The organism is Ruegeria sp. CDSB113 (assembly GCF_059611045.1).
The window spans coordinates 107,489-132,303 of the sequence record NZ_JBXWOU010000006.1 but is presented as its reverse complement, the minus strand read 5'-3'; the positions used below and the strand labels follow the sequence as shown (position 1 = coordinate 132,303).

The 24,815-nt window shown below is 56.5% G+C and carries 23 protein-coding genes; 3 read left to right on the top strand and 20 right to left on the bottom strand.

Annotated elements, in window-relative coordinates:
* The first annotated feature begins 33 nt into the window (after positions 1–33).
* Together AC2FIS_RS12845 and AC2FIS_RS12840 are read left to right on the top strand one after the other, a co-directional pair.
* A complete protein-coding gene (locus tag AC2FIS_RS12845; RefSeq protein WP_496773723.1) occupies positions 34–1,644 on the top strand; it encodes an FAD-dependent monooxygenase in 1,611 nt (536 codons plus the stop codon).
* Between the two features lie 498 nt (positions 1,645–2,142).
* The gene (locus AC2FIS_RS12840) at positions 2,143–2,658 is read left to right on the top strand and encodes a hypothetical protein (RefSeq protein ID WP_496773722.1); all 516 of its coding nucleotides are present in this window, start codon (positions 2,143–2,145) and stop codon (positions 2,656–2,658) included.
* A gap of 596 nt (positions 2,659–3,254) precedes the next feature.
* Here AC2FIS_RS12840 and AC2FIS_RS12835 read toward each other — a convergent pair.
* Genes AC2FIS_RS12835 through AC2FIS_RS12810 form a run of 6 tightly spaced genes read right to left on the bottom strand, consistent with a single transcriptional unit; the run spans position 3,255 to position 10,442 of the window.
* Complete coding sequence (locus AC2FIS_RS12835) at positions 3,255–4,196, bottom strand: ABC transporter permease (RefSeq protein ID WP_496773720.1); 942 nt, start codon at positions 4,194–4,196, stop codon at positions 3,255–3,257.
* Entirely contained in the window at positions 4,193–5,236 is a 1,044-nt protein-coding gene (locus AC2FIS_RS12830; RefSeq protein ID WP_496773719.1) for an ABC transporter permease, read from the bottom strand. Before AC2FIS_RS12830 ends, AC2FIS_RS12835 begins: the two co-directional genes overlap by 4 nt.
* Complete coding sequence (locus tag AC2FIS_RS12825) at positions 5,226–6,746, bottom strand: ABC transporter ATP-binding protein (protein WP_496773718.1); 1,521 nt, start codon at positions 6,744–6,746, stop codon at positions 5,226–5,228. Before AC2FIS_RS12825 ends, AC2FIS_RS12830 begins: the two co-directional genes overlap by 11 nt.
* The gene (locus AC2FIS_RS12820) at positions 6,743–8,149 is read right to left on the bottom strand and encodes an amidase (RefSeq protein WP_496773717.1); all 1,407 of its coding nucleotides are present in this window, start codon (positions 8,147–8,149) and stop codon (positions 6,743–6,745) included. The genes AC2FIS_RS12825 and AC2FIS_RS12820 overlap by 4 nt, the downstream gene beginning before the upstream one ends.
* Positions 8,118–9,101, bottom strand: coding sequence for a BMP family protein (locus AC2FIS_RS12815; protein WP_496773716.1), 984 nt, complete (start codon positions 9,099–9,101; stop codon positions 8,118–8,120). Before AC2FIS_RS12815 ends, AC2FIS_RS12820 begins: the two co-directional genes overlap by 32 nt.
* Positions 9,102–9,140: 39 nt before the next feature.
* Positions 9,141–10,442, bottom strand: a complete 1,302-nt coding sequence (locus AC2FIS_RS12810; RefSeq protein WP_496773715.1) for an amidohydrolase family protein — start codon at positions 10,440–10,442, stop codon at positions 9,141–9,143.
* A 445-nt stretch (positions 10,443–10,887) separates the two neighbouring features.
* On the opposite strand from AC2FIS_RS12810, the gene AC2FIS_RS12805 reads away from it, so the two are divergent.
* Complete coding sequence (locus AC2FIS_RS12805; RefSeq protein WP_496773714.1) at positions 10,888–11,316, top strand: MarR family winged helix-turn-helix transcriptional regulator; 429 nt, start codon at positions 10,888–10,890, stop codon at positions 11,314–11,316.
* 156 nt (positions 11,317–11,472) lie between these two features.
* Here the strand turns inward: AC2FIS_RS12805 and maiA are convergent, their stop codons facing one another.
* From maiA to hpaD, 14 genes are all read right to left on the bottom strand, one after another.
* The gene (maiA, locus tag AC2FIS_RS12800; RefSeq protein ID WP_496773816.1) at positions 11,473–12,105 is read right to left on the bottom strand and encodes a maleylacetoacetate isomerase; all 633 of its coding nucleotides are present in this window, start codon (positions 12,103–12,105) and stop codon (positions 11,473–11,475) included.
* An 85-nt stretch (positions 12,106–12,190) separates the two neighbouring features.
* Positions 12,191–12,736 (bottom strand): VOC family protein, encoded by a 546-nt coding sequence (locus AC2FIS_RS12795; RefSeq protein WP_496773713.1) that lies wholly within the window; start codon positions 12,734–12,736, stop codon positions 12,191–12,193.
* A 63-nt stretch (positions 12,737–12,799) separates the two neighbouring features.
* Positions 12,800–14,116: a TRAP transporter large permease gene (locus tag AC2FIS_RS12790; protein ID WP_496773712.1), complete on the bottom strand. Its 1,317-nt coding sequence runs from the start codon at positions 14,114–14,116 to the stop codon at positions 12,800–12,802.
* Positions 14,113–14,661 (bottom strand): TRAP transporter small permease, encoded by a 549-nt coding sequence (locus AC2FIS_RS12785; protein WP_082637164.1) that lies wholly within the window; start codon positions 14,659–14,661, stop codon positions 14,113–14,115. The genes AC2FIS_RS12790 and AC2FIS_RS12785 overlap by 4 nt, the downstream gene beginning before the upstream one ends.
* Positions 14,662–14,664: 3 nt before the next feature.
* Positions 14,665–15,699, bottom strand: coding sequence for a TRAP transporter substrate-binding protein (locus AC2FIS_RS12780; protein ID WP_282121001.1), 1,035 nt, complete (start codon positions 15,697–15,699; stop codon positions 14,665–14,667).
* Between the two features lie 16 nt (positions 15,700–15,715).
* Complete coding sequence (locus tag AC2FIS_RS12775) at positions 15,716–15,907, bottom strand: DUF2783 domain-containing protein (protein ID WP_058274303.1); 192 nt, start codon at positions 15,905–15,907, stop codon at positions 15,716–15,718.
* Positions 15,904–17,538, bottom strand: a complete 1,635-nt coding sequence (locus AC2FIS_RS12770; RefSeq protein WP_496773711.1) for an FAD-dependent oxidoreductase — start codon at positions 17,536–17,538, stop codon at positions 15,904–15,906. Before AC2FIS_RS12770 ends, AC2FIS_RS12775 begins: the two co-directional genes overlap by 4 nt.
* A 25-nt stretch (positions 17,539–17,563) precedes the next feature.
* Entirely contained in the window at positions 17,564–18,514 is a 951-nt protein-coding gene (locus tag AC2FIS_RS12765) for an MBL fold metallo-hydrolase (RefSeq protein ID WP_496773709.1), read from the bottom strand.
* Between the two features lie 361 nt (positions 18,515–18,875).
* Positions 18,876–19,604, bottom strand: coding sequence for a metallophosphoesterase family protein (locus tag AC2FIS_RS12760; protein WP_496773708.1), 729 nt, complete (start codon positions 19,602–19,604; stop codon positions 18,876–18,878).
* A gap of 43 nt (positions 19,605–19,647) precedes the next feature.
* Positions 19,648–20,703, bottom strand: coding sequence for an aldolase/citrate lyase family protein (locus tag AC2FIS_RS12755; protein ID WP_496773707.1), 1,056 nt, complete (start codon positions 20,701–20,703; stop codon positions 19,648–19,650).
* An 11-nt stretch (positions 20,704–20,714) separates the two neighbouring features.
* Complete coding sequence (hpaH, locus tag AC2FIS_RS12750; RefSeq protein WP_496773706.1) at positions 20,715–21,515, bottom strand: 2-oxo-hept-4-ene-1,7-dioate hydratase; 801 nt, start codon at positions 21,513–21,515, stop codon at positions 20,715–20,717.
* The gene (locus AC2FIS_RS12745) at positions 21,512–22,366 is read right to left on the bottom strand and encodes a fumarylacetoacetate hydrolase family protein (protein WP_496773705.1); all 855 of its coding nucleotides are present in this window, start codon (positions 22,364–22,366) and stop codon (positions 21,512–21,514) included. Before AC2FIS_RS12745 ends, hpaH begins: the two co-directional genes overlap by 4 nt.
* Positions 22,366–23,847, bottom strand: a complete 1,482-nt coding sequence (locus AC2FIS_RS12740; protein ID WP_496773704.1) for an NAD-dependent succinate-semialdehyde dehydrogenase — start codon at positions 23,845–23,847, stop codon at positions 22,366–22,368. Before AC2FIS_RS12740 ends, AC2FIS_RS12745 begins: the two co-directional genes overlap by 1 nt.
* 24 nt (positions 23,848–23,871) lie before the next feature.
* On the bottom strand, positions 23,872–24,714 hold the full coding sequence (hpaD, locus tag AC2FIS_RS12735) for a 3,4-dihydroxyphenylacetate 2,3-dioxygenase (protein WP_496773703.1): 843 nt from the start codon (positions 24,712–24,714) through the stop codon (positions 23,872–23,874).
* Positions 24,715–24,815: the final 101 nt, after the last annotated feature.

Below are 24,815 nucleotides of genomic sequence, written 5' to 3'. Positions count from 1 at the left end.
GATAGCGCAAAAAACCGCAAAAGGAGTGATCAATTGACTGACGTACTTGTTTCTGGTGCTGGGCCCAGCGGGTTGGTGCTAGCGATTGAACTGGCGCGCCGCGGCATTGATCTGCGCATAATCGACCGCGATACATCCGCACCAACTACACCGCGCGCATTTGTAGTAAAGCCGTCAACGTTTTATGCAGCAGAGCAGTTGGGTGTCCTTGATCAGATATTCGAGCAAGGTGTTCCGGTTCAGTCTATGGAGCAATCCTTTGAAGGCAGAACTGCAGCGCTTGCTATATCATCTGATGAGCGTTGGCCATGGCACCTCAATCTCGGCGAAGATGATCTGATCCCTATTCTGATCGCGCGGCTGGAGAGCCTGGGCGTGCTTATCGAGCGCGGGTTAGAGCTTGTACGTTATGAACAGAGTGCGAAAGGAGTCATCTCTGTCTTGAAAAACCGAGCCGGTGAGGAAGAGAGGGTCGAAACCTCTTGGCTGATTGGTTGTGATGGCGTGCACAGTACAATACGGCAAGCTGCTGGTATTGGGTTTGAAGGCCATGATAGTGACCTTCACTGGCATGTGTTGGATGCGCAAATCGAAGGTTGGCCATACAAAGCAAACCACGGGATGTTGTATCTGGATCATCTTGTGGTCGCAATTTATCAGACAAGATCGGCGTTCAGAATATATTCTCTTTCGTTGAACCACTGTGACGACAGTTGGACTTCGTTAAATAATATTCTGCGCGATGTCGCGCCAGGCGTGCGCCTCGGCCCACCGATTTCAGATGTCAGCTTTCAATGTTCGGCTCGATTAGCTTCTGATTACCGAGTTGGAAGGGTGCTAATCTGCGGGGATGCGTGTCATGCCATGTCAGCAGGAAGTGCTGCGGGAATGAATACCGGTATACAGGACGCAATGAATTTGGGGTGGAAATTAGCCTCAGTTGTTTCTGGGTACGCCGATGATGCTCTTTTAGACACCTATGAAAGTGAACGCTGCCCCGCAGGTCGCGCTATGATTGATGTTGGTCAAAAAAACGACGACCTCTGGTCCATCAGCGATCCGGTTGAAAGAAGCCGCGCAATTCGACGGTTTTCAGTGAATTTTTGGGCTTATCTGAAAAACGGTGGAAATGGGTATGAACCAGTGATGGGGAACTATGCAGACAGCAGCATTTCTGTTGGAGAGCAGCCTTCGATTGGGCCCGGCCCCGGAACTCCTGTACCGGGTGACATACGCCTATATAAAGCAAACGGCTCTGCAGTTTTTCTCTCAGGTGCGTTGTCGTCACCGTACAACACAGTTCTTCTTCTGATCAGTGATGGTGGATTGGAGGCCGAGCAACTTGTAAAAGCAGCAATTGACCTTGTCAAAGTGAGCTATAAGGCGCTTGATCTGGTCGTAGTCGCTCATAGCACAGAAGGGGCAGCCGCGCGCAGAGTGCTTGATTTCGATGAGAATTCGCTACTGATCGACCCAGAGCTGAATTGTCACAATCGGTTGGGTATTGCTGTGCGCTCGGCTTTATGGATCAGGCCGGATGGTCGCATTGGCAGTCGAAACGATGATGTAGACGATATCACGCTGCTAATAAACCAATTGGATGCTGCATTTCCTGGCTTGCTACAATCACCAGCTCTCTCATGAGAACTTGAACAGGTTAACGTCCGCTTTCGGGAACAGGAGGTCTCCGGTCTCTTCGATCGCGAGCTCCAGAAGGCGGAGTTAGTTGCGAACATCAACAAAATTCGGAGGGGTTTCATGTAAATCAAAGGGTAGGTTGGTCGATCTCAGAAGCGCTGCAATACCGTGAACCACGGTGGTCCAGCAGCTTAGCTTTGTAATGCGCGCCGAAGCCTGGAATACTCCAAGTTTGGCTATCAGAACTAGTTTGGTTTTCATTCATGTTGATACGCGGTCCGACATTTTACCCCCCCTAAACCCGGGGCGTCTTGGGTTCTGTGCGGAAATAGACAGGGTGCAAAAGCGACGCCAAGCAATCGTTTGCTCGCTGCCACAAGGGCGGCCGGGTGGCATTGCGGCGATTTGACGGGAATCAGCAAAATACTGAGCTCCCCTCTCAATACCCAAAGCCGTCGCGTGCCTAGGTTGGAGATGTGACCGCAAGATAAGGAGATCAAAAAAATGGAACGCTTCAGCACAATCAAAAAACTCATTGTTTCACCGGCTCTGGTGATCACACTGACCACAGGATCCGCCATGGCAAGTCCGGGTCAACACTTTGCCGGCGCTGCCCATCATAGTGCACAAATTGGCCATTCTGAAAAATCCCGTGACGCGGCACGCCAAGGCGAGGACACCACAACAACCGTCGTCGGAAAAGTTGTCAACCTCATTGCTAACCTCTCACCATTGGACGCGACGCAATATGGGGGGAGCCCCAAGAAATTGCCGACCGTCAGTGGTGAAGCTGTCAATCATACCACAAATTCTTCTCCGCTTGAGACCATGCAGAATCCGGGCACCGGGGCTGGCGACATGAGTGGGAAACTTCTTCAGTCACAAAAAGCCAGCGGTGATTTCTACTTAGATGGCGAGGCGCATTTCCAGCCTGCCCGCGCGGCTCAAAACAACGGCTTTATCGATACGAACACGCTCATTGACGTCATTGATGAAACTATCAAACAGGACGCAGAATAGAAAGTTCAAGACATGTTTGCAGGTCAGTACCTCGATGCCTTTGCGGAAGCCACCAGAGGAGCCTTGGAGTTCAAAGAATGGAAAGATAACCCCAACAAACCGCCAATCGGACGCCCTTAGATAGCAGTGCAACGGAACTAGGTTTCTGAATCCAAGGTGGCTAGGTAAATTCATTGACCCGGCCACCTGAAAGCCATTCTGGATGTGTAATCGACTCTTTGCTTTGTTTCGAGCTGTTCAATTTTCAACAAACGCCTTTCAATGTCCACTTTTGGGGAGCTGCGAGACAGCAACCAACATTCCGCGCGAAGGTCCGCAATGGGCGTTTACTACTTTGGGTCGTCAGGACGGAAGCAGCCGTTCTCTGCGGTAGCGAGCCCGTCAGTACCAACAGTTGGAAGCAGACATTCAGGATACCTATGAACTGGGGTTCTATCTGAGCTGTTGCATTGCGTCTGATGGCCAATAAAACTGGCGCGCTCGGAAGCGTCCGGATTTCGGTCAAATGTCGAATACCCTGTTTTTAAGGCCGCCTTGAACCAATACTCTTTCTGGGAGTTTCGTTGGTGCCGGCCAATATGCGTGAACGAATGCCGCTAACGTTCACCGCGCCGATATGGTGCCATCAACGCCGCAGGTATTTCAGCTCTGCGGGCGACAAGGACGAGCGCGACGATGGAAAGTACGTAAGGCGCCATCAGGAAGAGCTGGTAGGGTACGCCTTCAATCGCAGTCTGCAACCGCAGCTGGTATGCATCAAAGAATGCGAATAATACGGCGCCAACCAGCGCCTTGCCGGGCCGCCAGCTGGCGAAGACGACCAGCGCAATGCAAATCCAGCCACGCCCCTGAACCATACCCGGGAAAAAGCTGTTAAACGCCGTTGTCGTCAGGAAAGCCCCGCCCACCGCCATCAAAGCCGATCCGACAACAACTGCGCCGATGCGGATGCGGATGGGGTTCAACCCCTGTGCCTCAACCGCATGCGGGTTTTCACCAGTCATACGAATGGCCAGCCCCAGCGGTGTACGGGCAAGAACATAAGCCATCGCTGCCACAGCAAAGAGCGCCAAGTAAGTCGGAAGGGCTTGGGAAAACAGGATCGGGCCGAGAATAGGTATGTCGGATAGCCCTGGAACGTTTAGCGGTTGAAAAGCCTCGATCGTTGGGGGAAGGTCACCCACTTCGACAAGTAGCCTATAAAGGTAATAGGCCAAAGCGGATGCAAACAGCGTAATACCAAGCCCCGATACATGTTGCGAAAGCCCAAGCGGAACCGTCAGCATGGCGTGCAGCAAGCCCATCACCGCGCCGCAAAGGGCCGCAATCATCAGGCCCACGAGCAAAGGAGCGCCCATGTAGACGGCAAGCCAACCGCTCATCGCGCCCATGGTCATGATCCCTTCGATCCCCAGATTGAGCACACCCGAACGTTCGCAGAGCAATGCGCCAAGGACACCGAATATGAGTGGCGTGGCAATACGCAACACGGAAGCCCACAGGCTGGTATTCAGCAGCAGATCAATTGCATCACTCATCGGCGCACCCGGTAGGTTGTGAAAAGAAGGGCCACGATCATGGTGAGCAGGCAGAGCGCTACAATCACATCAGCGATGAAACTGGGAACACCGGTCGCGCGGCTCATGGCGTCGGCCCCGACGAAGACTGTAGCAACGAAAACAGCGGCAGCAACGACCCCGGCCGGATGCAAGGCGGCGAGCATTGCGACTACGATGCCTGCATAGCCAAAACCGGGGCTCATGGTGGTGGTGACCCCTGCTGTAACACCCATGACCTCGACAGACCCGGCGAGCCCTGCCAAGGCGCCCGAAAGCAGAGCTACGCCCATGATCGTTCGGGGTAGGGATATTCCGGCAAAGGCGGCGGCACTGGCGTTCAAACCTGCGGCGCGCGTTTCAGCACCAAAAACGCTGCGCGCCAGGATCAGCCAAACGGCACCTGCTGCTGCGATGGCAAAAAGCAGCCCGATATGCAGACGCGTGCGCGGGATCAGATCCGGCAGACGAAAATCCCCGTCTACGGGCACAGAAGAGGGCCACCCAAAAGCCAACGGATCGCGCATCGGACCTTCAATCATGAGGCCTACGAACAGGATAACAATGAAGTTTAGCAGAAGGGTCGTCACCACCTCATCTACCCCAAAACGCAGGCGTAAATAGGCAGGTCCCGCCAAAAGAGCCGCGCCCGCAGCCATGCCTGCCAGCATCAAAAGTGAAATACCAATCCATCCCGGAACCCCGAGCGAATGCCCGATCCAAGCGGTGACCAGCGCACCAACAAAGAACTGTCCCTCACCTCCGATGTTCCAAAGCCTTGCACGGAAGGCGACTGCCGCAGCAAGCCCTGTGAAAATGAGCGGTGTGGCGCGGGTCAGCATCTCGGTGATCGAAAGGCGTGAGCCAAGCGCACCGGTCAGCATTTCGCCATACGCCGTGAGCGGGTTTACCCCAGCAGCGGCGATGAGACCCGCAGCCAGAAGCAATGCGGTAAAGATCGCGGCCAGCGGCGCAATGACCACAAGGTACAGCGGTACATGTGTGCGTCGTTCAAGCCGCATCATCATCTTCCTTCCAGACACCCGCCATCATCAGGCCAAGGCGTTGCGGGTCAGCCTCGTCGGCGGATATGGGCTTTGACAAGCGCCCTTTGACGATGGCCTGGATCCGGTCTGACAGGGCCACGGCTTCTTCCAGTTCTTCCGAGATAAGTAGGATCGCAGCACCTTCGGCTCGTGCCGCCAAAAGCTCGGCATGAACGGCGGCAATTGCCCCTTCATCAAGGCCGCGCGTCGGCTGGTTGGCGAGCACAAAACGCGGTCCGTTGGTCAGGACCCGACCGAGGATCAGCTTTTGCATATTGCCGCCAGACAACAGCCTTGTTCGCGTGTCGGGACTGGCACCACGGATATCAAAACGTTCGATCAGCCCTGAGGTGTACGCGCGCGCGGCGCCTTGCCGGACAAAGCCGCGGCGCGAAAACTCTGGTGTGCGCAGCCGTTCGAGCACTGCATTTTCCCACAGGCTCAACTCGCCTACTACGCCTTCCGCGTGTCGGTCTTCCGGCACTCTACCAGCCCCCGCACGGATCATGCCGCGCGGCCCCAGATGGCCGATATCTTCGTCCAGAAGTGTCAGCTGCCCGGCGCTTGGGTGAACCAATCCAGATAGCAGCCCGCCGAGCGATGCCTGACCATTGCCTGAAACGCCGACGATACCAAGGATTTCACCAGCATGGACGGTGAATGACACGTCATCCAGCCGCATTTCATCGTCCTCTTCCACGAGTACATTATTTGCAATCAGGACCGGCGCTCCAATCTCATGGTCATGGCGCACGGGCCGTTCCACTTTGCGGCCAACCATCAGTTCCGCCAGCTCACCGGGGTTGGTTTCAGAGGTTTTGCGTTCTGCAACCATCTTGCCGCCACGAAGCACTACCACACGGTCTGAGGCAGCCATGACCTCATGCAGTTTGTGGCTGATGAAGATAAGTGAGAGACCCTCTTTCGTCATGTCGCGCAGGGTCTCGAACAGGCGCATCGCCTCGGGCCGGGCCAGAACGGCGGTAGGTTCATCCAGGATCAATATGCGCGCGTCACGATAGAGCGCTTTCAGAATTTCGACCCGTTGGCGCTCGCCCACGGAAAGCGAGCGAACCTTGGCCTCGGGGTTCACGGGCAGGCCAAACCGCTCTGCGATCTGCAACAACTTTTTGCGCGCCTCGCCACGAGCGGAACGCGCACGCGTCAAGGGTTCGGAGCCAAGCATGACGTTTTCAAGAACGGTGAGGTTGCCCGCAAGCGTGAAGTGCTGGTGAACCATTCCCACACCCACCTCGATCGCTGCGCGCGGCAGTCCCGGAGGCAGTTCCTCGCCGAACACCCTGACAGTGCCTGCGTCGGCTGCGTAATGGCCGAACAGTATATTCATCAGCGTCGTCTTGCCTGCGCCGTTTTCACCCAGAAGCGCAAGGATTTCCCCCTCCGCCAGTGTCAGGGTCACATCATCATTTGCGGTAAGCGTTCCAAAACGCTTAGTGATGCCGTGAAGCTCCAGAACCTTGGTCATGCGGGTAGGCCTGCGATTGGGGACGGAAAGGAAAGTGCGGGCGCACGGGTCTCGATAAGTGCACCGAGTTTTAGTAGTGCGAAATCGGCGCCGGTGGGACCAATCAGTTGCACACCGAGAGGAAGGTCATTTGCCATGCCAAAAGGCAGCGCCAAGGCTGGCAAGCCCGCAACATTGGCAAGCGCGGCGTTTGGGGCAAAAGCCTCCAGCCGCGCCATGTGTTCATCGGGGGAAGTGCCAGACAGATCCAAAGTGCCGACAACGGGCGGAGCAGAGGAGAGGACCGGCATCAGGATGGCATCGGCGGATTTAAAAAGCTTGCGGGAGCGATTTGTCAGGCGTGCCAGCTGTCGCGAGGCCGCAAAAATCGCGGTAGCAGGTGTCGCACGACCCTCAGTAGCCATGGCGGCCGCGAGCGGTGGAACCTGGTCGTCAGAGATCTTGAGTGCGGTCAGCCACTCAGCCAACGAAACAGCCAGTATGGTTCGGGCGATTTCATGAGCCTCAGCCCCAATCCGGTCTGGGGCACGAACATCATGCACTTCACAGCCTGCGTCGCGCAGCGCGTCGGCAGCACCTTCCGCAGCCTTGCGCTGATCAGGTTCACAACGATCCGGCGATGCCACCGCGACACGGGGACGTTTTGGGAAGTGCACCGGGGCCATAGGTTGGACAACAGCATCAAGGGCGGTCTTCACGTCACGGACCGATCGCGCCAGGATCAACTCAGACGCTATGCCCATCAGGTGATTGGCAAAATCAGGGCCTCCGGGCACCGCACCACGCGATGGCTTGAGCCCGGTCAAACCACAACACGCTGCAGGTACTCTGATAGATCCGGCTGCATCCGTGGCATGAGCAATGGCAACGATACCACCTGCAACCGCAGCCGCAGCGCCGCCAGATGAACCACCGGGTGTCAACGTGGGATTCCATGGATTTCGGGTCGCAGCCATGCCATCTGGTTCGCATGTCAGGGAAAGGCCGAATGGGGGTGTTGTAGTTAAGCCAAAAGGGATCAAGCCGGTTTGGTGCAAATCTTGCAACAGGTGGCTGTCACCTTCGGGTTTACGCGCTTGTGCGCGGATTGTTGCGGATCCTGCCGCAGCGGGTAGCCCTTTTGCGAAACCACCGAGGTCTTTGACCAAAAACGGAACCCCATGAAATGGACCGCGCTGGTCAGATGGCAATGCGTCTGCTGCCCTTGCCCCGACGCGCGCCATGTCTTCGTCCAGAAATGCCACGGCCCCCAAATCCGCCTGCGCGTGGCAGGCAGAAAGGCTTGCCTCCATCACGTCGACGGCAGTGATCTGCCCTGCCGTAATGGCGGCCGCAAGAGCCGTGGCATCGGTCACGTCAAAGCCCGCGGGATCAGGAGGGCTCGCTTTCGTCGATCGGAACATCCCATTCGCCGGATTGGATCGCGGCCTGTTTGGCCTCCATCGCGGGGATGGCGTCAGCAGGCACTTCATCGGCGACATAGATCAACTCATTGCCGCCATGGGCCATGAAGGAATATTCCGTGTAGTTGCGCCCCGTTGGATTACCGGCTTGAACGTCCGCTACGATGGCCTCAATAGTAGGACCGTAATTCCAGATCGCGTTGGCAAAGACTGTGCCTGGATAGCGAGGCGTATAGTCAATAAGCGAACCGATAGCCTTCACGCCCCGCGCTTGGGCGGCATCCGCAGTGCCAATGCGCTCACCAAACAGGACATCCGCGCCCGCATCGATCTGGGCAATCGCAGCTTCTTGCGCGCGAGCCGGATCAAACCATGCTCCGATAAAGCCGTTGACGAAGGTGGCATCCGGGTTCGCCTCGGTCACCCCCATTCGGAAGGCATTGATCAACAGATTCACTTCGGGGATTGGATAACCGCCGACCGAACCAAAGACATTGCTTTCTGACATTTGGCCTGCAAGCATCCCGGCCAAATAGGCCGCCTCGTGGTTGCGGGTGCCGAAGACGCCGAAATTGTCCCCTTCCGGCCCACCGGAAGAGCCCATGAGGAAAGCGGTATCCGGGTAATCGCCCGCCACTTCGCGTGCTTCGCGTTCCACGGCGTAGGATTCGCCCCAAATGATTTGCGCACCACCTTCGGCATACTCGCGCATCGCGCGGGGATAGTCAGTCGGAGCCACACCCTCTGAGAACTCATACTCGATCAGACCAGCGTCGGCGGCCTCCTGCATCGCAACGTGGATACGACTGTTCCACGCGTTTTCGACCGGGGACATATGCACGCCAGCGACTCGGGTCGCAGATTGTGCGTTCACGCGACGGACATAAGCCGGCAGGGCCATTGTGGCCGCAGCGCCGACCATCAGTTGACGGCGGGTTGTGGTGAGTTTCATTGGTAGATCCTCTTCTGTTGGTGGCAATTGTTTTTGTTCTTAAGCTTCCTGAGTATTGGGCCTGGGCGCGTAATCTGCGGGATCCAGGGTCGTGGGGCGGCCGGGCAACGAAAGCGCGGCCATTCGGGGTTCTGTACGGGCCAACACCTTCCCGTTTTTGATCACGGCAAGGCGGGTGGCTTTCATGCGAACAGCTTCAATGGGATCACGCGCCTGCAGCACAACCATATTGGCAGGGCCGCCCTCGCGGATTGTCGGGTCGGGCAGGCCCATGGCTTTGGCGCCATTTTGGGTTACCGATGTGAATGCCCATTCCATCGCTTCTCGGGATGTCATCGGTACCGCGTGCACACCCATATGAGCCACTTCCAGCATGTCGGCGGACCCGAGCGAATACCACGGGTCCATTGTGCAATCTTGCCCGAAGGCAACGTTTACACCGGCCGAGCGCAACTCTGGCACACGGGTCAGGCCTCGGCGGCGCGGATAGGTGTCCGAACGCCCTTGCAGCGTGATATTGATCAGTGGATTGGGTACCACGTTCATACCGCTTTCTGCGATGAGCGGGATTAGCTTCGATGCATAGTAATTGTCATAAGAATGCATCGCAGTGACGTGGCTTGCAGTTACACGGCCCCCAAGCCCAAGGCGCGTGGTCTCAAAGGCCAACGTTTCTACGTGGCGAGACATCGGATCGTCGCTTTCGTCGCAATGCAGGTCCAGCATCAGGCCCCGGTCCGCCGCTATCTCGGCCAGTCTTGTAACCGATCGAGCCCCTTCCGACATCGTGCGTTCAAAATGCGGGATCCCGCCCACGACATCGACACCTATATCGAGCGCCTGGATCAGGTTTCTCTCTGCGTTTTCTGATCGGTAAAGGCCATCTTGCGGGAATGCCACCAGTTGCAGGTCGATATAGGGGGCAACCTGTTTACGTACCTCCAAGAGCGCTTCAACGCCCACCAATGGAGTGGATGAAACATCCACATGCGAACGGATGGCTAGCAGCCCCTGCGACACGGCAAGGTCGCAATAGCGCATGGCCCGCTCAATCACGGCTTCGGGTGTCAGCAGGGGCTTCAACTCACCCCAAAGTGCGATGCCTTCCAAAAGCGTGCCCGAGACATTCATACGCGGCAACCCGAGGCTTAGGGTCGCGTCCATATGGAAGTGCGGGTCCGTAAAAGGAGGGGAAACCAATCGCCCAGCCGCCTGAATCTCTTCATGCGCCTCAGCCTTGATATCAGGCGCAATTTCCGCAACTCGGTCTGCCTTGATCGCGATATCCACCGGCCCGCTGCCATCCGGCAGGCTGGCCTGTCTGATGATTATATCGAGCATCCACCTCCCCCCAAATTTGACCGCATGGTAAAAAGTATTCTGCAAGAATGCTAATAGTTTTTGCGGCACTTCCGGATCCAGTGTTTCAGCTAGTCTCGGTGCGTGCCTATAACCAAGGCTTGTGTTGACCATTCTTGGCAGCTGAAGCTGACATAACGATCAACTTTCGCTTTTGGGATTTTGCGTTGCAGAACTGCTAATTTTTGCAAAGGTCGGTTCACGCTGGGAATCTGTCCGACTCAGCAGATTGCCGATCCGGACCCTTGATCCAGCGGATCCGCAGTTTTCTTGCAAGCAGAAAATACTTCGCAACAGAATCAAAACACTGGGAACCGCGATTTCGTCAACTTCGGCTTGTAGTGTGCAAAACAACCAGCGTTAAGATGGCGAAGATCAGTGCAGGAAAATTCGTTGCATGTGAAACAAAGCGGACATATAGTTTCGTATGCAACTAGATTCCTTCTTTCCCTATCGCCTCGCCGTGGCGTCCGAAGCGTTCTCACGAAAACTCACGGAAGTATACCAGCGCGAATTCGGGCTATCACGGGAGGAATGGCGCCTGCTTTTTCTACTTGCCAATGCCAAAAGCCTGACCTCTCTTGAACTCTCGCAACGCACCACTCTGGACAAGGTTCAAGTCAGCCGGGCCGCGCAGAGGCTTGACGATAAAGGTTTGATAACCAGAGCAATTTCCGAAGAAGATCGCCGGATAAGGGTTTATTATTGTACGCCGGAAGGCCATCGGCGTTTCGAACAGTTGCTGCCACAAGTCGATGCTTGCGCGCAAGGGATGCTGAATTCCATGTCGGCCGAGGACCGTGCAGCACTGGACCGAGGCGTGACTGCGCTGCTTAAGGCCGCGTCGGTGACATAGGTACATAAGCCAATCTGCGCAACTCAAGCCATATGGAGCGCTGGCTGTCGACCGGTGTAGAAATCCGTGTAATCGGTGACGCGGAAGGGCATTGCCATCTCGGCCGAGTTGACACCGTCGACCTAGAAGAGAATGAGGTCTGCCAGTGTATTTCTCTCAGGAGGCGTCGGGCTGATTTTCAGGTCGGGCGGCGTCGAAAGCGGGCAGGGTGAATGCGCGTTTTTCGATCTCAAGCAGACGGTCGAATGGAGCCATATCGACGCCCCAGCGATGTGCATTGTAAAGCTGTGCGACAAGGCAGATATCGGCAAGGTCCGGCTTGTCACCAAAACTGAAGGTGGTGCTAGCTGGCAAAAGCGCTTGGTAGGCATGGAAACCTTCGGTCATCCAATGCCGGAACCACTCGATCCCATCCTCAGCCGTAAGCCCGTACCGGGACTTCAGATGCGCGGTGACTCTAAGGTTGTTAACCGGATGTATGTCCATTGCGATGGTATGGGCCGCAGCCTGTACCCGCGCACGCTCGAACGGGTCCTCCGGCAGGAACGGAGGTTCGGGTATGGTGGCGTCGAGATAATCGATGATCGCAAGTGATTGGGTGAGTACACGACCGTCCTCAAGGATCAGCGTAGGGACGCCCTTCCCGGGGTTCAGCGCGACATAGTCCGGCGCGCGTTGCTCTCCGGCAACAAGGTTGACCGGAACCGTTTCATAGGAAACACCCTTGAGATTCAGTGCGATCCGGACCCGGAAAGAGGTCGTCGAGCGCCAATAGCCGTATAGTTTCATGACTTCCTTGTTTTGTGGTAAACCGTCTCGGATTTTGCCAAAGATAGGTTCCCGCGCCGGAAACCCATCCGGCACGGGACGCCCGTCAGGCAGACTTGTTGAGTTCCTTGGCATGCAGCCAATCGGCATGTTTCGGAGCTTTCTTGGTCTTCGACCACTCGTCCAACATAAGCCATTTCACTTCGTCCATGCGCTTCAGCAGCGCTTCTTCTTCCGGGTCCGGGCAGGCCAGTTCGATACGATGGCCGGAAGGATCAAAGAAGTAGATAGAGTGGAAAATCGAATGGTCGGTCACGCCGAGCACTTCGACGCCATTGGCTTCCAGATGATCCTTGAACTGAAGCAGCGTTTCGCGATCCTTCACCTTGAAGGCGATATGCTGCACCCAGATCGGGGTATTGGGATCCCGGCCCATTTCCGGCTTCGTGGGCAGCTCGAAGAAGGCCAGAACATTCCCATTCCCGGCGTCCAAAAACAGATGCATGTAGGGGTCCGGCTCATGCGTAGATGGGACATGATCCTCGGCGATGGCCAGGATGAAGTCCATGTTCAGCATTTTTCCATACCATTCGACCGTCTCTTTTGCGTCTTTGCAGCGGTAAGCGACGTGATGGATCTTCTCGATTTTCATCGATTTCTCCTTTCCGAGAGTGCAGTTTTCAAGGCCAAGGCAACGTACGGTCGCCTCAGGCGTTCACATCAACCCCACCAGCCAGAGTGACAGGGAGGGTACAAGGATGAGCAGGGTCAGCCGCAGGATGTCCGCGATCCAGAATGGCAGCACGCCGCGAAAGATCGTTCCGAGTGAGACATCTTGCAACACGCCCTTCAGCACGAAGACATTCATACCGACGGGGGGTGTGATCAGGCTGATTTCAGTGGCCACAACAACGACAATGGCGAACCAGATCAGGGCGTTTTCGGGATCGAGCAGGAGTTCATTGGCAAACTCAAGCTCAAACATCAGTGGGTAAAAGACCGGCACTGTCAGCAGGATCATCGACAGGCTTTCAAGCACACAACCAAGCACCATGTAGGTCAGCATGATGAACACAATGACTGCCCAGACCGGCAATTCATTGTCGACAACAAAGCCTGATAGGGCATCCGGCAGTCCGGCGTAGTTTATGAAGTTGGTGAACAGCTCGGCACCGATGATCACAGCAAAGATCATGGCAGTAGCCCGGATCGAATCCAGCGTTGCTGCGAAAAAGCTGCGCCAGGTCATCGTCCTGAGAGCAATGGCGATCAGGATCGAAGCACCTGCACCCATTCCGGCCGCCTCAGTTGGTGTGAAGAACCCACCATAAATGCCAACCATGATGAAGAGAAAAAGGCCCAGCACACAGATGACGCCTATGACGTCAGCCCGGCTCATCGGTTCGGTGTTTTCCTCCTCCGGAGCCAGAGAGGGGTTTAACCGTACCGCAACCATGACCGCGCCAAGATAAAACAGCACACCAATGATACCTGGCAGAATTCCCGCGATAAAAAGCTTGGCAATATTGGTTTCGGTCAACAGGCCGTAGATGATCAGGATCACCGAAGGCGGGATCAAAATGCCCAGTGTCCCACCCGCGGCGATAGAGCCTGTCGCCAGCCGGTCATCATAGCCAAAACGACGCATTGAAGGCATGGCGACTTTTGACATCGTGGCAGCAGTGGCCAGGGACGAGCCGCACACCGCGGAGAAACCGCCGCAAGAAAAGACCGAAGCCATGGCAAGTCCGCCGCGCAGCCTGCCAAAAAGCCGATCGGCACCGGCGAACAGCCCGTGTGCCACGCCTGAGCCGGCCAACACATTGCCCATGAAGATGAACAGAGGGATGACCGAAAGGGAGTAAGACAAAGAAGTGTCAAAGGCCACTTGCCCTGTCATAGCCCAGGCAGGCTCCCAACCACGCATATAGGCAAACCCAAAGCCGCCTACGGCCGCCATTGCGAAGGCGATGGGCACGCGCAGTAGTATAAGTCCCAGTAGGATCGCAAAGCCGATCAGAGATTCAATCATGGGGCGCCCTCTAGGTGATCTTGATCGGTGTCGTGTTCGATGGGCGGTTGTAATCCGCGTAGGAATGCGATGAACGCCGAAACCATGCAGGAGACCCCAGCTAGATAGCCGAATGGTGCCAGTGGAATCTCAAGCGCGTTGGTCACCGCGCCGTCATGTGCGGCCTTGGCCGCATGGGTGAAAAGCCGCCAAGAAAAGGTGGCTAACAGGGCAGCAGAGAACAGGCCTGCAAACGCAGACAAAAGACGTTGCGTCTTGCGTCCAAGCGCCAGATTCAGCAGGTCGACCTCGACATGTTCACGGCGCTCTGTCGTCAGTGGCAAGGCAAGGAAAACGAGCGCTGCCAGCAGTATTTCAGTGAGTTCGAAGGCGCCGGAAAGTGGTGCGTTGAACAGGTATCGCCCAACCACATCCACACAGGTGATGAGGACGAGGCTGAACAGGATCAGTGCGGCCCCGACACCCAGAGATCTGTCGAGCAGCAGCCCGATGTCCAGCCCCTCATCAGGGGGCTGGTCGGGGAAACGATGGCGAAGCCGCTCCATGGATCAGAAGTCCACGCCAGCTTGTTTGCGCATTTCTTCCAGTGCCGCAGCGCCGTCATAGCCGTCCGCCGAGATGGCTTCGGACCACGCTGTTTCGGCATCTGCTGCTTGTGATTTGATCGCATCAACGACTTCGGCTGGCGCTTCGTAGATTTCGATCCCGGCCTTTTCGGCCGCGGCGCTGCCTTTCTCGTCTGCGCCGACCCAAGCTTCGCCAACCAGTGCGGCAAAGGCTTCACCGGAAATCGCCTCGATGGCTGCCTGATCCTCTTCAGAGATCTCGTTCCATTTGTCTTCGTTCATGACCATGAACCAAGTGGTGTTGTAGATGCCGCCGGGGACTTGCATCGTGTACTTGACGTCTTCGGTTAGCTTGAACGCAGCCAGCGCATCGTAGGGGAACGTCACGCCATCGATTACTCCGCGCGAGAGCTTTTCATACACCTCACCCGAAGACATGAAGAGCGTTGTGGAGCCGAGACCGGACATCAGATCCGAGATATAGCCGCCGGGCACGCGGATCTTCAGGCCTGCGAAATCGTCCGTTGTCTCAATCTTGCGGACGTTGTTGTGCAACATACCGGGGCCGTGCACGAATAGCCCCAGAAGCTTGGTGCCCTCATGTTCTTTCTGCGCCTCCAGCGGGCCGGAATAGACATTCCAGAATGCTTTGGAACCTGCAACGGCATCGTCACCAATGAACGAGAACTGACCGATCCGAGAGCGGGTGAAACGATCATCTGTGGTAAAGGAATGCAAGCCATAGGTGATGTCAGCGATACCTTCGGCAGCCATGTCGTAATGTGCCGGGGGCGGGCCCATGGGCTTTGCAAGCACACGTACGGTCACGCGGCCATCGGTGACTTCCTCCACTTGCTTGGCCCAGGGTTTGATTGCCTCAACGACGATTGGATGGCGCGGCGGCAGCCAGCTCGAAAGCGCAAGCTTGGTCTCTGCCACGGTAGTCGTTGCGATAGACATTGCAGCGGTTGCAATGCCGGCGAGCAGCAGGGTGTTGCCCTTCAGTTTGATATTCATGGTATCCTCCCTTGGATTATGTGATGTCGGCGGCATTGAGCGCCTGCCTCAGGACGCCCCGGTCGCCGATGTGGTTGGCCAGGATCAGAATTAACCTCGCGTTGATTATATCGCTCTCGGCCTTGGTCTTGCCCTCATGCGTTGCCAGCAGGTCGGCGTAGAAATCGTCGGTTCCGTCGATATTCGGTGTCAGGGTCAGATCGCTCATTGACTTACTTCCTTACCGGCCGCACGGCGCAAGGCAGTGCGCATCAGGGTTTCGTTGTATTCCGCTCGGCGGGCGGCGACATGCTGATCTGGGCGGATCAGGTAGACCGCCGAACTGGCTTCGCCGAGATAGCGTTTCCTGAGCTGACCAGTCGGGTCGTCGCGGGTTGAAAGAGCCAGGCGGCGTGCCGTGATGCCGTCCTCTTCAAGAATTCCAGGTGCTTCTGCATCGATTGTCAAAAGGATGAACTCATCACCCAGCTTCGACAACAGGTATTCATCGCCCAACGGGGCATCAGGGCAGGGGGCGCCGGGCTGCGTCCGTTCGGGACCGCCTGCCAGTGCGTCAGCGGAATTGAGTCCCGATTCACTGTACACGCATGGAACCGAGAGCCGACCCGAGTTGACCATCGGTCGTGCGAATTCGTACGTTCCGCTCAGGCTGAGCACGGCATCGCGGAAGATCTGGCTGGTTTCTGATTTCGGCGTGATGAAATCGGTGGACCGTGTAGAATTCAGGATGTTTTCGTCCGCGCCGTGAACCCGTTCGGTATCGTAGGTGTCAAGCAGGCTCTCCGGCGCTTTGCCTTGAATAACCAACCCTAGTTTCCAGCCAAGATTGTCCACGTCCTGCATGCCGGAATTGGCACCACGCGCACCAAAGGGCGAGACTTGGTGCGCCGCATCACCAGCAAAAAACACCCGCCCCGAGCGGAAACTGTCCATCCGCTTGCACTGGAAGGTGTAGATAGAGGACCAGACCATTTCATAATCCACATCCCCCAGCATCGCATCCAATCGGCGACGGATATTCTCTTCTTTAAGTTCTTCTTTGCGGTCAACATCCCAGCCGATCTGGAAGTCGATCCGCCAGACATCATCAGGTTGCTTGTGCAACAACGCTGAGGCGCCAGAGCCGTGGGTCGGTTCAAACCAGAACCAGCGTTCGGTGGGGAAATTCAGATCGCCTTTCAGTTTGATATCGGCAATCAGGAAGCTGTCCTGAAAGACGCGACCGCTGAAATCGAGACCAAGCATCCCGCGCAACGGTGAGTTGGCGCCGTCGCAACCGATAAGCCAGTCCGCTTCAAGCGTGTAAGGTCCATCCGGTGTCATCACCTTCAGGGTGACATGATCGTCGTGTACTTCGACGCTGTCCACACGGTTCTTGCCGCGCAACTGGATCGGGGCACCCTTGTCCTGCAGCTCGCGCAGACGGTCGATCATGTATTGCTCGAAATAAGGCTGCTGCAGATTGATGAAGGCGGGGTATTTATGCCCGTCTTCCGGCAACAGGTTAAATTCGAATACCTTGTCATCGCGATGGAATACCTTACCGAGATTCCAGACAACGCCTTTTTCGAGCATCGGTTCGCCGCAGCCATAGCGGTCGGCCACTTCCAGGCAGCGCTTTGCGAAACAAATCGCCCGACTGCCCATGCCGATGCCCTCATGATCATCAAGCACAACCACCGGAATACCCTGGCGGCCGAGGTCCAGGGCTGTGGCGACTCCGATCGGCCCGCCGCCCATGACCACAACCGGGTGACGCACCGGTGCGTCAATATCCTGATCGGGCGACTTCTCGTATGGATAGCTCTTGTAGGCGAGCGTGTAACGGTCATCAAACATTGGAAAATCCCCTCCCTTCAGGCGTTCAGCCTTGCAGTTGCTCCCACATTTCCAGATCCCGCTGCGCCGTCCAGATACGTGGCGTGTCGATGCCGCGGGCTTCGTCATAGGCGCGCGCAACATTGAACGGCAGGCAGTGTTCGTAGATCGCGTAGTCAGCGAATTTCGGGTCGCACGCGTCACGTACAGCGTCCCAGGCATCTTTCAGGCTGCCGCCGCTAGCGGCGACACGAGCGGCCGGGCGATAGGTGCTTTCGACAAAATCCCGGGTGGACTCGATTGCTGCTTCAACCATGTCTTTTCCGAGCAGAGCATCACCGCGGCCGGGCGCGATAGCATCGACGTCAAATGCGGCGATATTGTCCAGAGTGCCACCCCAATCGTTGAAATGGCCGTCGCCGCAATAGCAGGCCGAGTGGTACTCGACGATGTCACCGGTAAACATGACGTTCTGGTCGGGGACGTGAATGACGATGTCCCCGGCAGTATGAGCGCGACCAAGATGCATAAGATCGACGCGTCGATTTCCAAGGTAGACGCTCATGCGATCCTTGAAGGTCGTGGTGGGCCAGGTCAGTCCGGGAATGCTTTCATGGCCTTCGAACAGACGTGGAAAACGCTGAAACTCACTGTCCCAATCTTCCTGACCACGCTCGACAACCTGCGCCCGGGTTGTTTCGGACATGAGAACCTGATCTGCGCCATATGCTGAAGCACCTAGAACACGAACCGCGTGATAGTGAGTTAGCGCCAGATGTGTGATCGGTTTGTCGGTAACTTCACGGACCTTCTCAATCACCTTGCCAGCCAGACGCGGCGTGGCCTGCGCTTCGACAATCATGACACTATTATCGCCGATGATCACGCCGGAATTGGGATCACCTTCAGCAGTAAAGGCCCAAAGCCCTTCACCCACTTCGGTGAAGCTAATCGTCTTTTCACCCAAATCTCCCTGAGATGCGAATGCCTTAGCCATTGTGTTCTCCCGAAGTATGTCGCTCACGTGACTCGTTTTGTTTCATTTGCAACGAATATCGTTACATATGAAACTAAAGTCAATGCCGTTTCGTTTGGAGTTACGTGTTTGAACTATTGTTGCTGAGTGCATTCGAAGATTTTTTGCGAAGTTGCCGGCGTAGAAAAATGTTGTCCATTCCCGCTATTTTTGCAGCCAATCATGCCGACCGCCGTAAAGAACTGCTGTTCAATTAAGCGTCTGATGGACCCAATGTGGTGGTTCAAGGCTTAGCGCTGACGGCGATCATGGTTGAGAAGCTTCTGAAACAGAAACGACACCGGCGACGCTACATTTTTCGCCATGTGAGCCGGAGACTGCCTCAGTGAGTCACAGGTCTACGCCCACCAGCATCCAGCACCCAGCATTTGGTGCCTTCGAACACGGCGGTGGTCAGGGCGTGGCCATAGCCTGCACCTGTATCCAGATTGACACGGTTTCCATGATGTTCAGGTGCGGCCACGTGGCTGTGGCCATGGACTACCAACCATGGATGTGGATCTTTATGGTTCAGGAATTCCTCACGAATCCATATCAGATCGTCGTGGTCTTGCTGATCCAGTTTCACCCCGGGTCGAATACCTGCATGCACGAACAGCAATGCGCCGTCCTGATGGAACGGCTTTAGCCCGTTCAGAAAATCTATGTGAGCCTGAGGGACGGCCTTCTTGGCCTTGGCGTGAACTTGATAGATTCTGTCCACGTTGGTGGTTTCAACCCCATAGGACTGCAGCGTTTCGATCCCGCCGATCCGAGGATGAAGCCAGTGATACCCGACCAGCAGGCGCGCATCATTGCGCGGATAGTCCTCCATGAACATTGCGCACATCTGGTCATGATTGCCACGTAGAAAGACCCAGTTCTTACCGTCGGCGTTCCCCCGGACCAGCAGATCCAAAACCCCGCAACTTTGCGCACCCCGGTCCGTATAATCACCAAGAAACACGATCTTGGCGTCTGGTCCTCCATCCCGCTCGATCCGGCCCAGTGCGTCTTCAAGCATCCCCAGTTGGCCATGGATATCGCCGATTGCGTAAATCGGATCTGACATGAGTGTTCCTTGTAGTCGTCTTCAGGCGGTAGTTGATTTGGGATCAGCCCACCCAGTCAATGCTAATGTCTTCGCGAAAAGCAAACCGTACCAGATGCGCTTCGATGACTTCCTGCCAGCGGGTCAGATCTCCGCGAGGGCCGGTTTCAGCCGTCAGCGAAAGGCTGGATTCACCCGCGACCAAGGTCAGCCGGTTTCCGCCCGGAAATTCCACGCTGCCGTGGTTGTCGTCGAAAGCCACCTGGGCCTTGTGGGACCAGTGCTTGCACAATTGCTGCAGGTATTTGCTGGCTGCTTCCGTTTGGGCAACACCCGAGATGCTTTGGTCAGGTAGCAACGCCAAGGCTTCATCGGCGGCACGGCGCACCGCCTGCGCGAACAAAGTAACGTCGATGTTTGTGGCCAGGAAGGTCGCCCCCAGATCCAGACATTTACGCTGCATGGCCGGATCAAGTGTCAGTATCCCGGCAAATTTGCCTGCCGCGACGACCCGAGTTATCGCGTCCAAAACAGCCTCTACCACTTCTGTATGACCAGCATCACCGATATGGCCCATATCAGCGGCCAGATCGGAGGGGCCGAGAAAGACCCCATCAACATCAGAGGCAAGAATATCGTCCAGTGCCTCTAACCCGGCGCGGTTTTCCACCTGAACGAGCAGGCAGATCTGTTCATCCGCAGTTTTCAGATAGTCCGGGATCGCCGCAAAGCGCGAGGCCCTGGCCAACGCTGAACCTACGCCCCGAACTCCGTGGGGCGGGTATCGCACCGCCCGCACCAAATCCCGCGCCTGATCTCCGCTTTCGACCATCGGCACCAGAATATTCTGAACGCCGGCATCGAGGTATTGCTTGATCATCCAGGTTTCACCGATCGGCAAACGTGCGACCGGTTGGCTGCCGCTTCCTTCGATGACCCGCACCTGTTCCAGGATTGAGCGAAGATCGTTTGGGGCGTGTTCTCCGTCAACAAGCAACCAGTCGAAATGGGACGTGGCCGCGATTTCGGCGGCATAGGTGTCGGCCATTCCAATCCAGCAGCCGACCTGCGGCTGACCAGCCTGCAGCGCGGCCTTGAAAGCGTTTAGTGGCGCAGGCATCCCGGCCTCCTTCAGGCAAAGTTGATATCGACCGAGCCAAATGGTCCGAAATCAGCGTGGATTTCGGTGCTCGGCGGGCATTCGACGGGTCGAATAAAGCTACCGGACAAGACCACCTGGCCCGGTTCTATGTTTTGGTCGTACTGCGCCATGCGACGGGCCAGCCAGACGACGCTTTCAACCGGATCATTGAGAACACCCGCACCCAGACCGGTTTCCTCGATCTCACCATTGCGGAAGGTCAGAGCGCCGACCCAACGCAAATCAAATGCGTCTATCGCGTGACGCTCAGGGCCTAACACGATGCCCGCATTGGCGGCGTTGTCGCTGATTGTGTCATAGACGGTACGCGTCTGTCCGGTTGCGGGGTCGGCACGCTGAATACGCGTGTCGAGGATTTCAATCGAAGGCGCGACGTAATCCGTGGCGGCAATGATGTCGTCACGGGTGACGTTCTCTCCGCCTACCGCAGATTTCATGACAAAAGCAATCTCGGCCTCGATCCGGGGCTGGATGAACCGGCCCGCAGGAACGGTTCCACCGTGATCGAACTTCATATCATCGAACAAAATTCCGCTGTCGGGGATGTCGATATTCAGCGCATATTGCATCGCTTTCGAGGTCAACCCGATTTTCCAGCCGATCACCTTGCGCCCTTCGGCCAATTTCTGTTGATAGATGGCGTTCTGCACCTCATAGGCGTCGCTCATTCCCATTTCGGGATGGCGCAGTGTCAGAAGGCCAATCTGTTCGTGCGAACATTCAGCCTGCAATAAGTCGGCTGCGGCACGAGCGTGATCTTCCGGGGTCATGCCCTCTCATCCTCTACTGTGTTGCGCAGAGTGCCAATGCCCTCGACTGAGATTTCCACTACGTCACCCGGTGCCAGGTACTTCGGTGGATCAAACCGCGCGCCCGCACCCGTCGGGGTGCCGGTGACGATGACGTCACCGGGCAGAAGCGTCATGAAGGTCGAGATATATTCGATCTCGCGCCGGATCGGGAACATCATGCGATTCAGCGTATCGTCCTGGCGCAACTCACCATTCACATGGGTCTGAATTCGGGCATCGTCCAACTGGGCCGCGTCGGTGAATGGCACTAGCCACGGACCGATGGCACCGGAATTGTCCCAGTTCTTTCCCTGTGTGACGTTGAACTTGGCATGGCGGACCCAGTCGCGAATTGTGCCTTCGTTACACAAGGTTAGGGCTGCGATGTGGTCATAGGCATCTTCCTGTGAAATTCGCCGACCGGATTTGCCAATCACGATAACGACCTCGCCCTCGTAATCCAGCGTGTGGTTTTCTGGAGGACGGATCAGCGGGCGGTCGTGCCCGGTGAAACCGCTGGCAAAGCGCGGAAACAACGACATGTATTTCGGTTGTTCGCTGCCGTCTTTGTATTCTGCGTTGCGGTCGGGAAAGTTCACTCCGACGCAGAGGATGCGGCGGACATCCGGCATCACCATTTCGTAAGTGAATTCCTTGTGGGTTACTTCCCGGCCTGCTGCGGCCTCGGTCAACTGTTCAAACGTGCCCGCGGCGATCACCTCATAAAGGCTGGCCTGATCGGGAAAGGCGTCGTTTAGCGCAATTGCACCGTCCTTGGTGATCGCGCCGAAAAAAGTTGCTCCGTTTGCGGTGAAAGTTGCAAAGCGCATCAGGCCTCCTCGGCGGCGTCAATGCCACCCATGCACAAGTATTTGAGTTCCATGAAGTCATCCAGCCCATGGCGCGACCCCTCGCGCCCCAGACCTGACATCTTAACGCCTCCAAAGGGCGCTTCGGCAGTTGAGATCAGGCCGGTGTTGATCCCGACCATGCCATATTCCAATGCTTCTGACACGCGCCAGACACGGGCCATGTCGCGCGAATAAAAATACGAAGCGAGGCCGAATTCGGTATCATTGGCGGCTGCGATAACTTCGCTTTCCCTGTCGAATTTGAACAAGGGCGCGACTGGGCCGAAGGCTTCCTCGGTCGCCACCGCCATGTCTGCCGTCACGCCAATCAGGATGGTCGGCTCGAAGAATGTGCCGCCAAGGGCGTGCGGCTTGCCACCCAGTGTGACTGTTGCACCCTTGGCGGTTGCGTCCTTGATGTGCTCAGACACTTTCGCGACTGCGGCTTGATCGATTAGTGGGCCAAAGACGGTGCCCTCGTCAAAGCCGTTTCCAGTTGGCAGTTTTGCGACCTTAGCGGCCAGTTTTTCGGCGAACGTGTCGTAGACCCCAGACTGGACATAGATGCGGTTGGCGCAGACGCAGGTCTGGCCGTTGTTTCGGAACTTGGCGATCACCGCCCCTTCGACGGCCGCGTCCAGATCTGCGTCGTCAAAAACGATAAACGGCGCGTTGCCCCCCAATTCCAAACCTAGTTTCTTGATCGTGGGTGCGCATTGCGCATAAAGCATCGCGCCGATTTCGGTGGACCCGGTAAAGGTCAGTTTCTGCACGATTTTGCTCGAGGTCATCTCACCTCCGATGGCGCGCGCTGATCCAGTGATGACCGAGAACAATCCTGCAGGCAACCCAGCTCGTTCGGCCAGAACTGCCAGGGCGATAGCCGAGAACGGCGTCTGGCTGGCAGGTTTGAGCACCATGGAACAGCCTGCCGCCAGTGCCGGTCCCGCTTTTCGCGTGATCATGGCATTGGGGAAATTCCACGGCGTGATCGCGGCGACAACCCCGATCGGTTGTTTGATTGTGATGATCCGCTTGTCCGGCGCGTGGCCGGGGGTGACGTCGCCATAGGCGCGGCGGGCCTCTTCAGCGAACCATTCGATGAAGCTGGCACCATAAGCGATTTCACCCTTGGCCTCAGCCAGCGGCTTGCCCTGCTCGGCGGTCAGGATAGCGCCAAGATCATCCTGGTTTTCGATCATCAGGTCATACCAGCGGCGCAGAATTTGGCTGCGGTCCTTCGCTGTGAGCTTGGCCCAGCCCTTCTGTGCACGGTGCGCTTCGGCGATTGCTTCGGCCGTTTCGGCCGTCCCAAGATTGGGGACTCGTCCGATTAGATCACCAGTTGCCGGGTTGGTCACTTCCAAATAAGTGGATACCTCGTTGGCACCGACCCATTTGGAGCCAACCCGCGCCGCTTCGATAAGCAACGTGGGGTCGTTGAGACGTAAGTCTGTCATTTGCAGGATTCCCGTGTCTCGGCCTCAGACCGAAAAGCTGATATTTGCCTGACCCGTTCCGGAACTACCGAAATACGGGGTGTAGATGTCGATCTCGCCTTTGTAACTGCCCCATCCCAACGCACCGAACAGCAGGGCAGTGTCGTTCATCGCACACTCGCCCGTACATTTTTTGGCGTAATCTGGCAGAAGTTCCAGGAACTCTTCGAAACGGCCCTGCTGCCACAATTCGAGAACGCGCATATCCATCTGGCGGTTGAACTCGCCATTCACTGCGTTCAGACCTTCGACAGAGCGCTCATTCGGCGTGAAGTCATGACTTAGAGACCCGGATGCCAGAATAGAAACATTGCGGTTCGAACGCCGGATGCCTTCGGCGATGGCTTCACCCCAAACGCGGTTCTCGGCGATTGACGAGAACTGGTTGACCGCAACTGGCAGCACCCGGGCATTCACACCTTCATTGATAAAATGCATCGGCAAAAGGGTACCGTACTCCATTCCCATGTCGGGATGCGAATGACCCAGTGCCCGTTCCCCTCGCTCTCTCAGAACGTCAACGATAGTTTCACCAAGGTCGTGATCACCGCGATAGTCGAACTCCATATCCGCCAGCATGTGTGGCAGTTCGTGGCTGATGAATCGGCCTTTATGGCGCTCTTTTGTGTTCAGGTGAAAGCCCTGATTGGTGATCCAATGTGTATCGAAAACGATGAAGGTGTCGACCTCGCGGTCAATCGCGTCCTGACGCAGACGTGCGTAACCATCTATCGCAGGTTGCCGGATACCTTTGTATTTCGGCATCGTGTGGGACATCCAGATGCTGGGCACATGTGTGATCTTAGCAGCCTGTACAATCTTTCCCATGACAGTTCCTCCTCATATAAGGTGGCGTCTGACCGCTTTGGAAGGGAGAGCGGACGACCAGACGTCGTTTGGTCCGACTCTCAAAGAGTTCATGGACCATA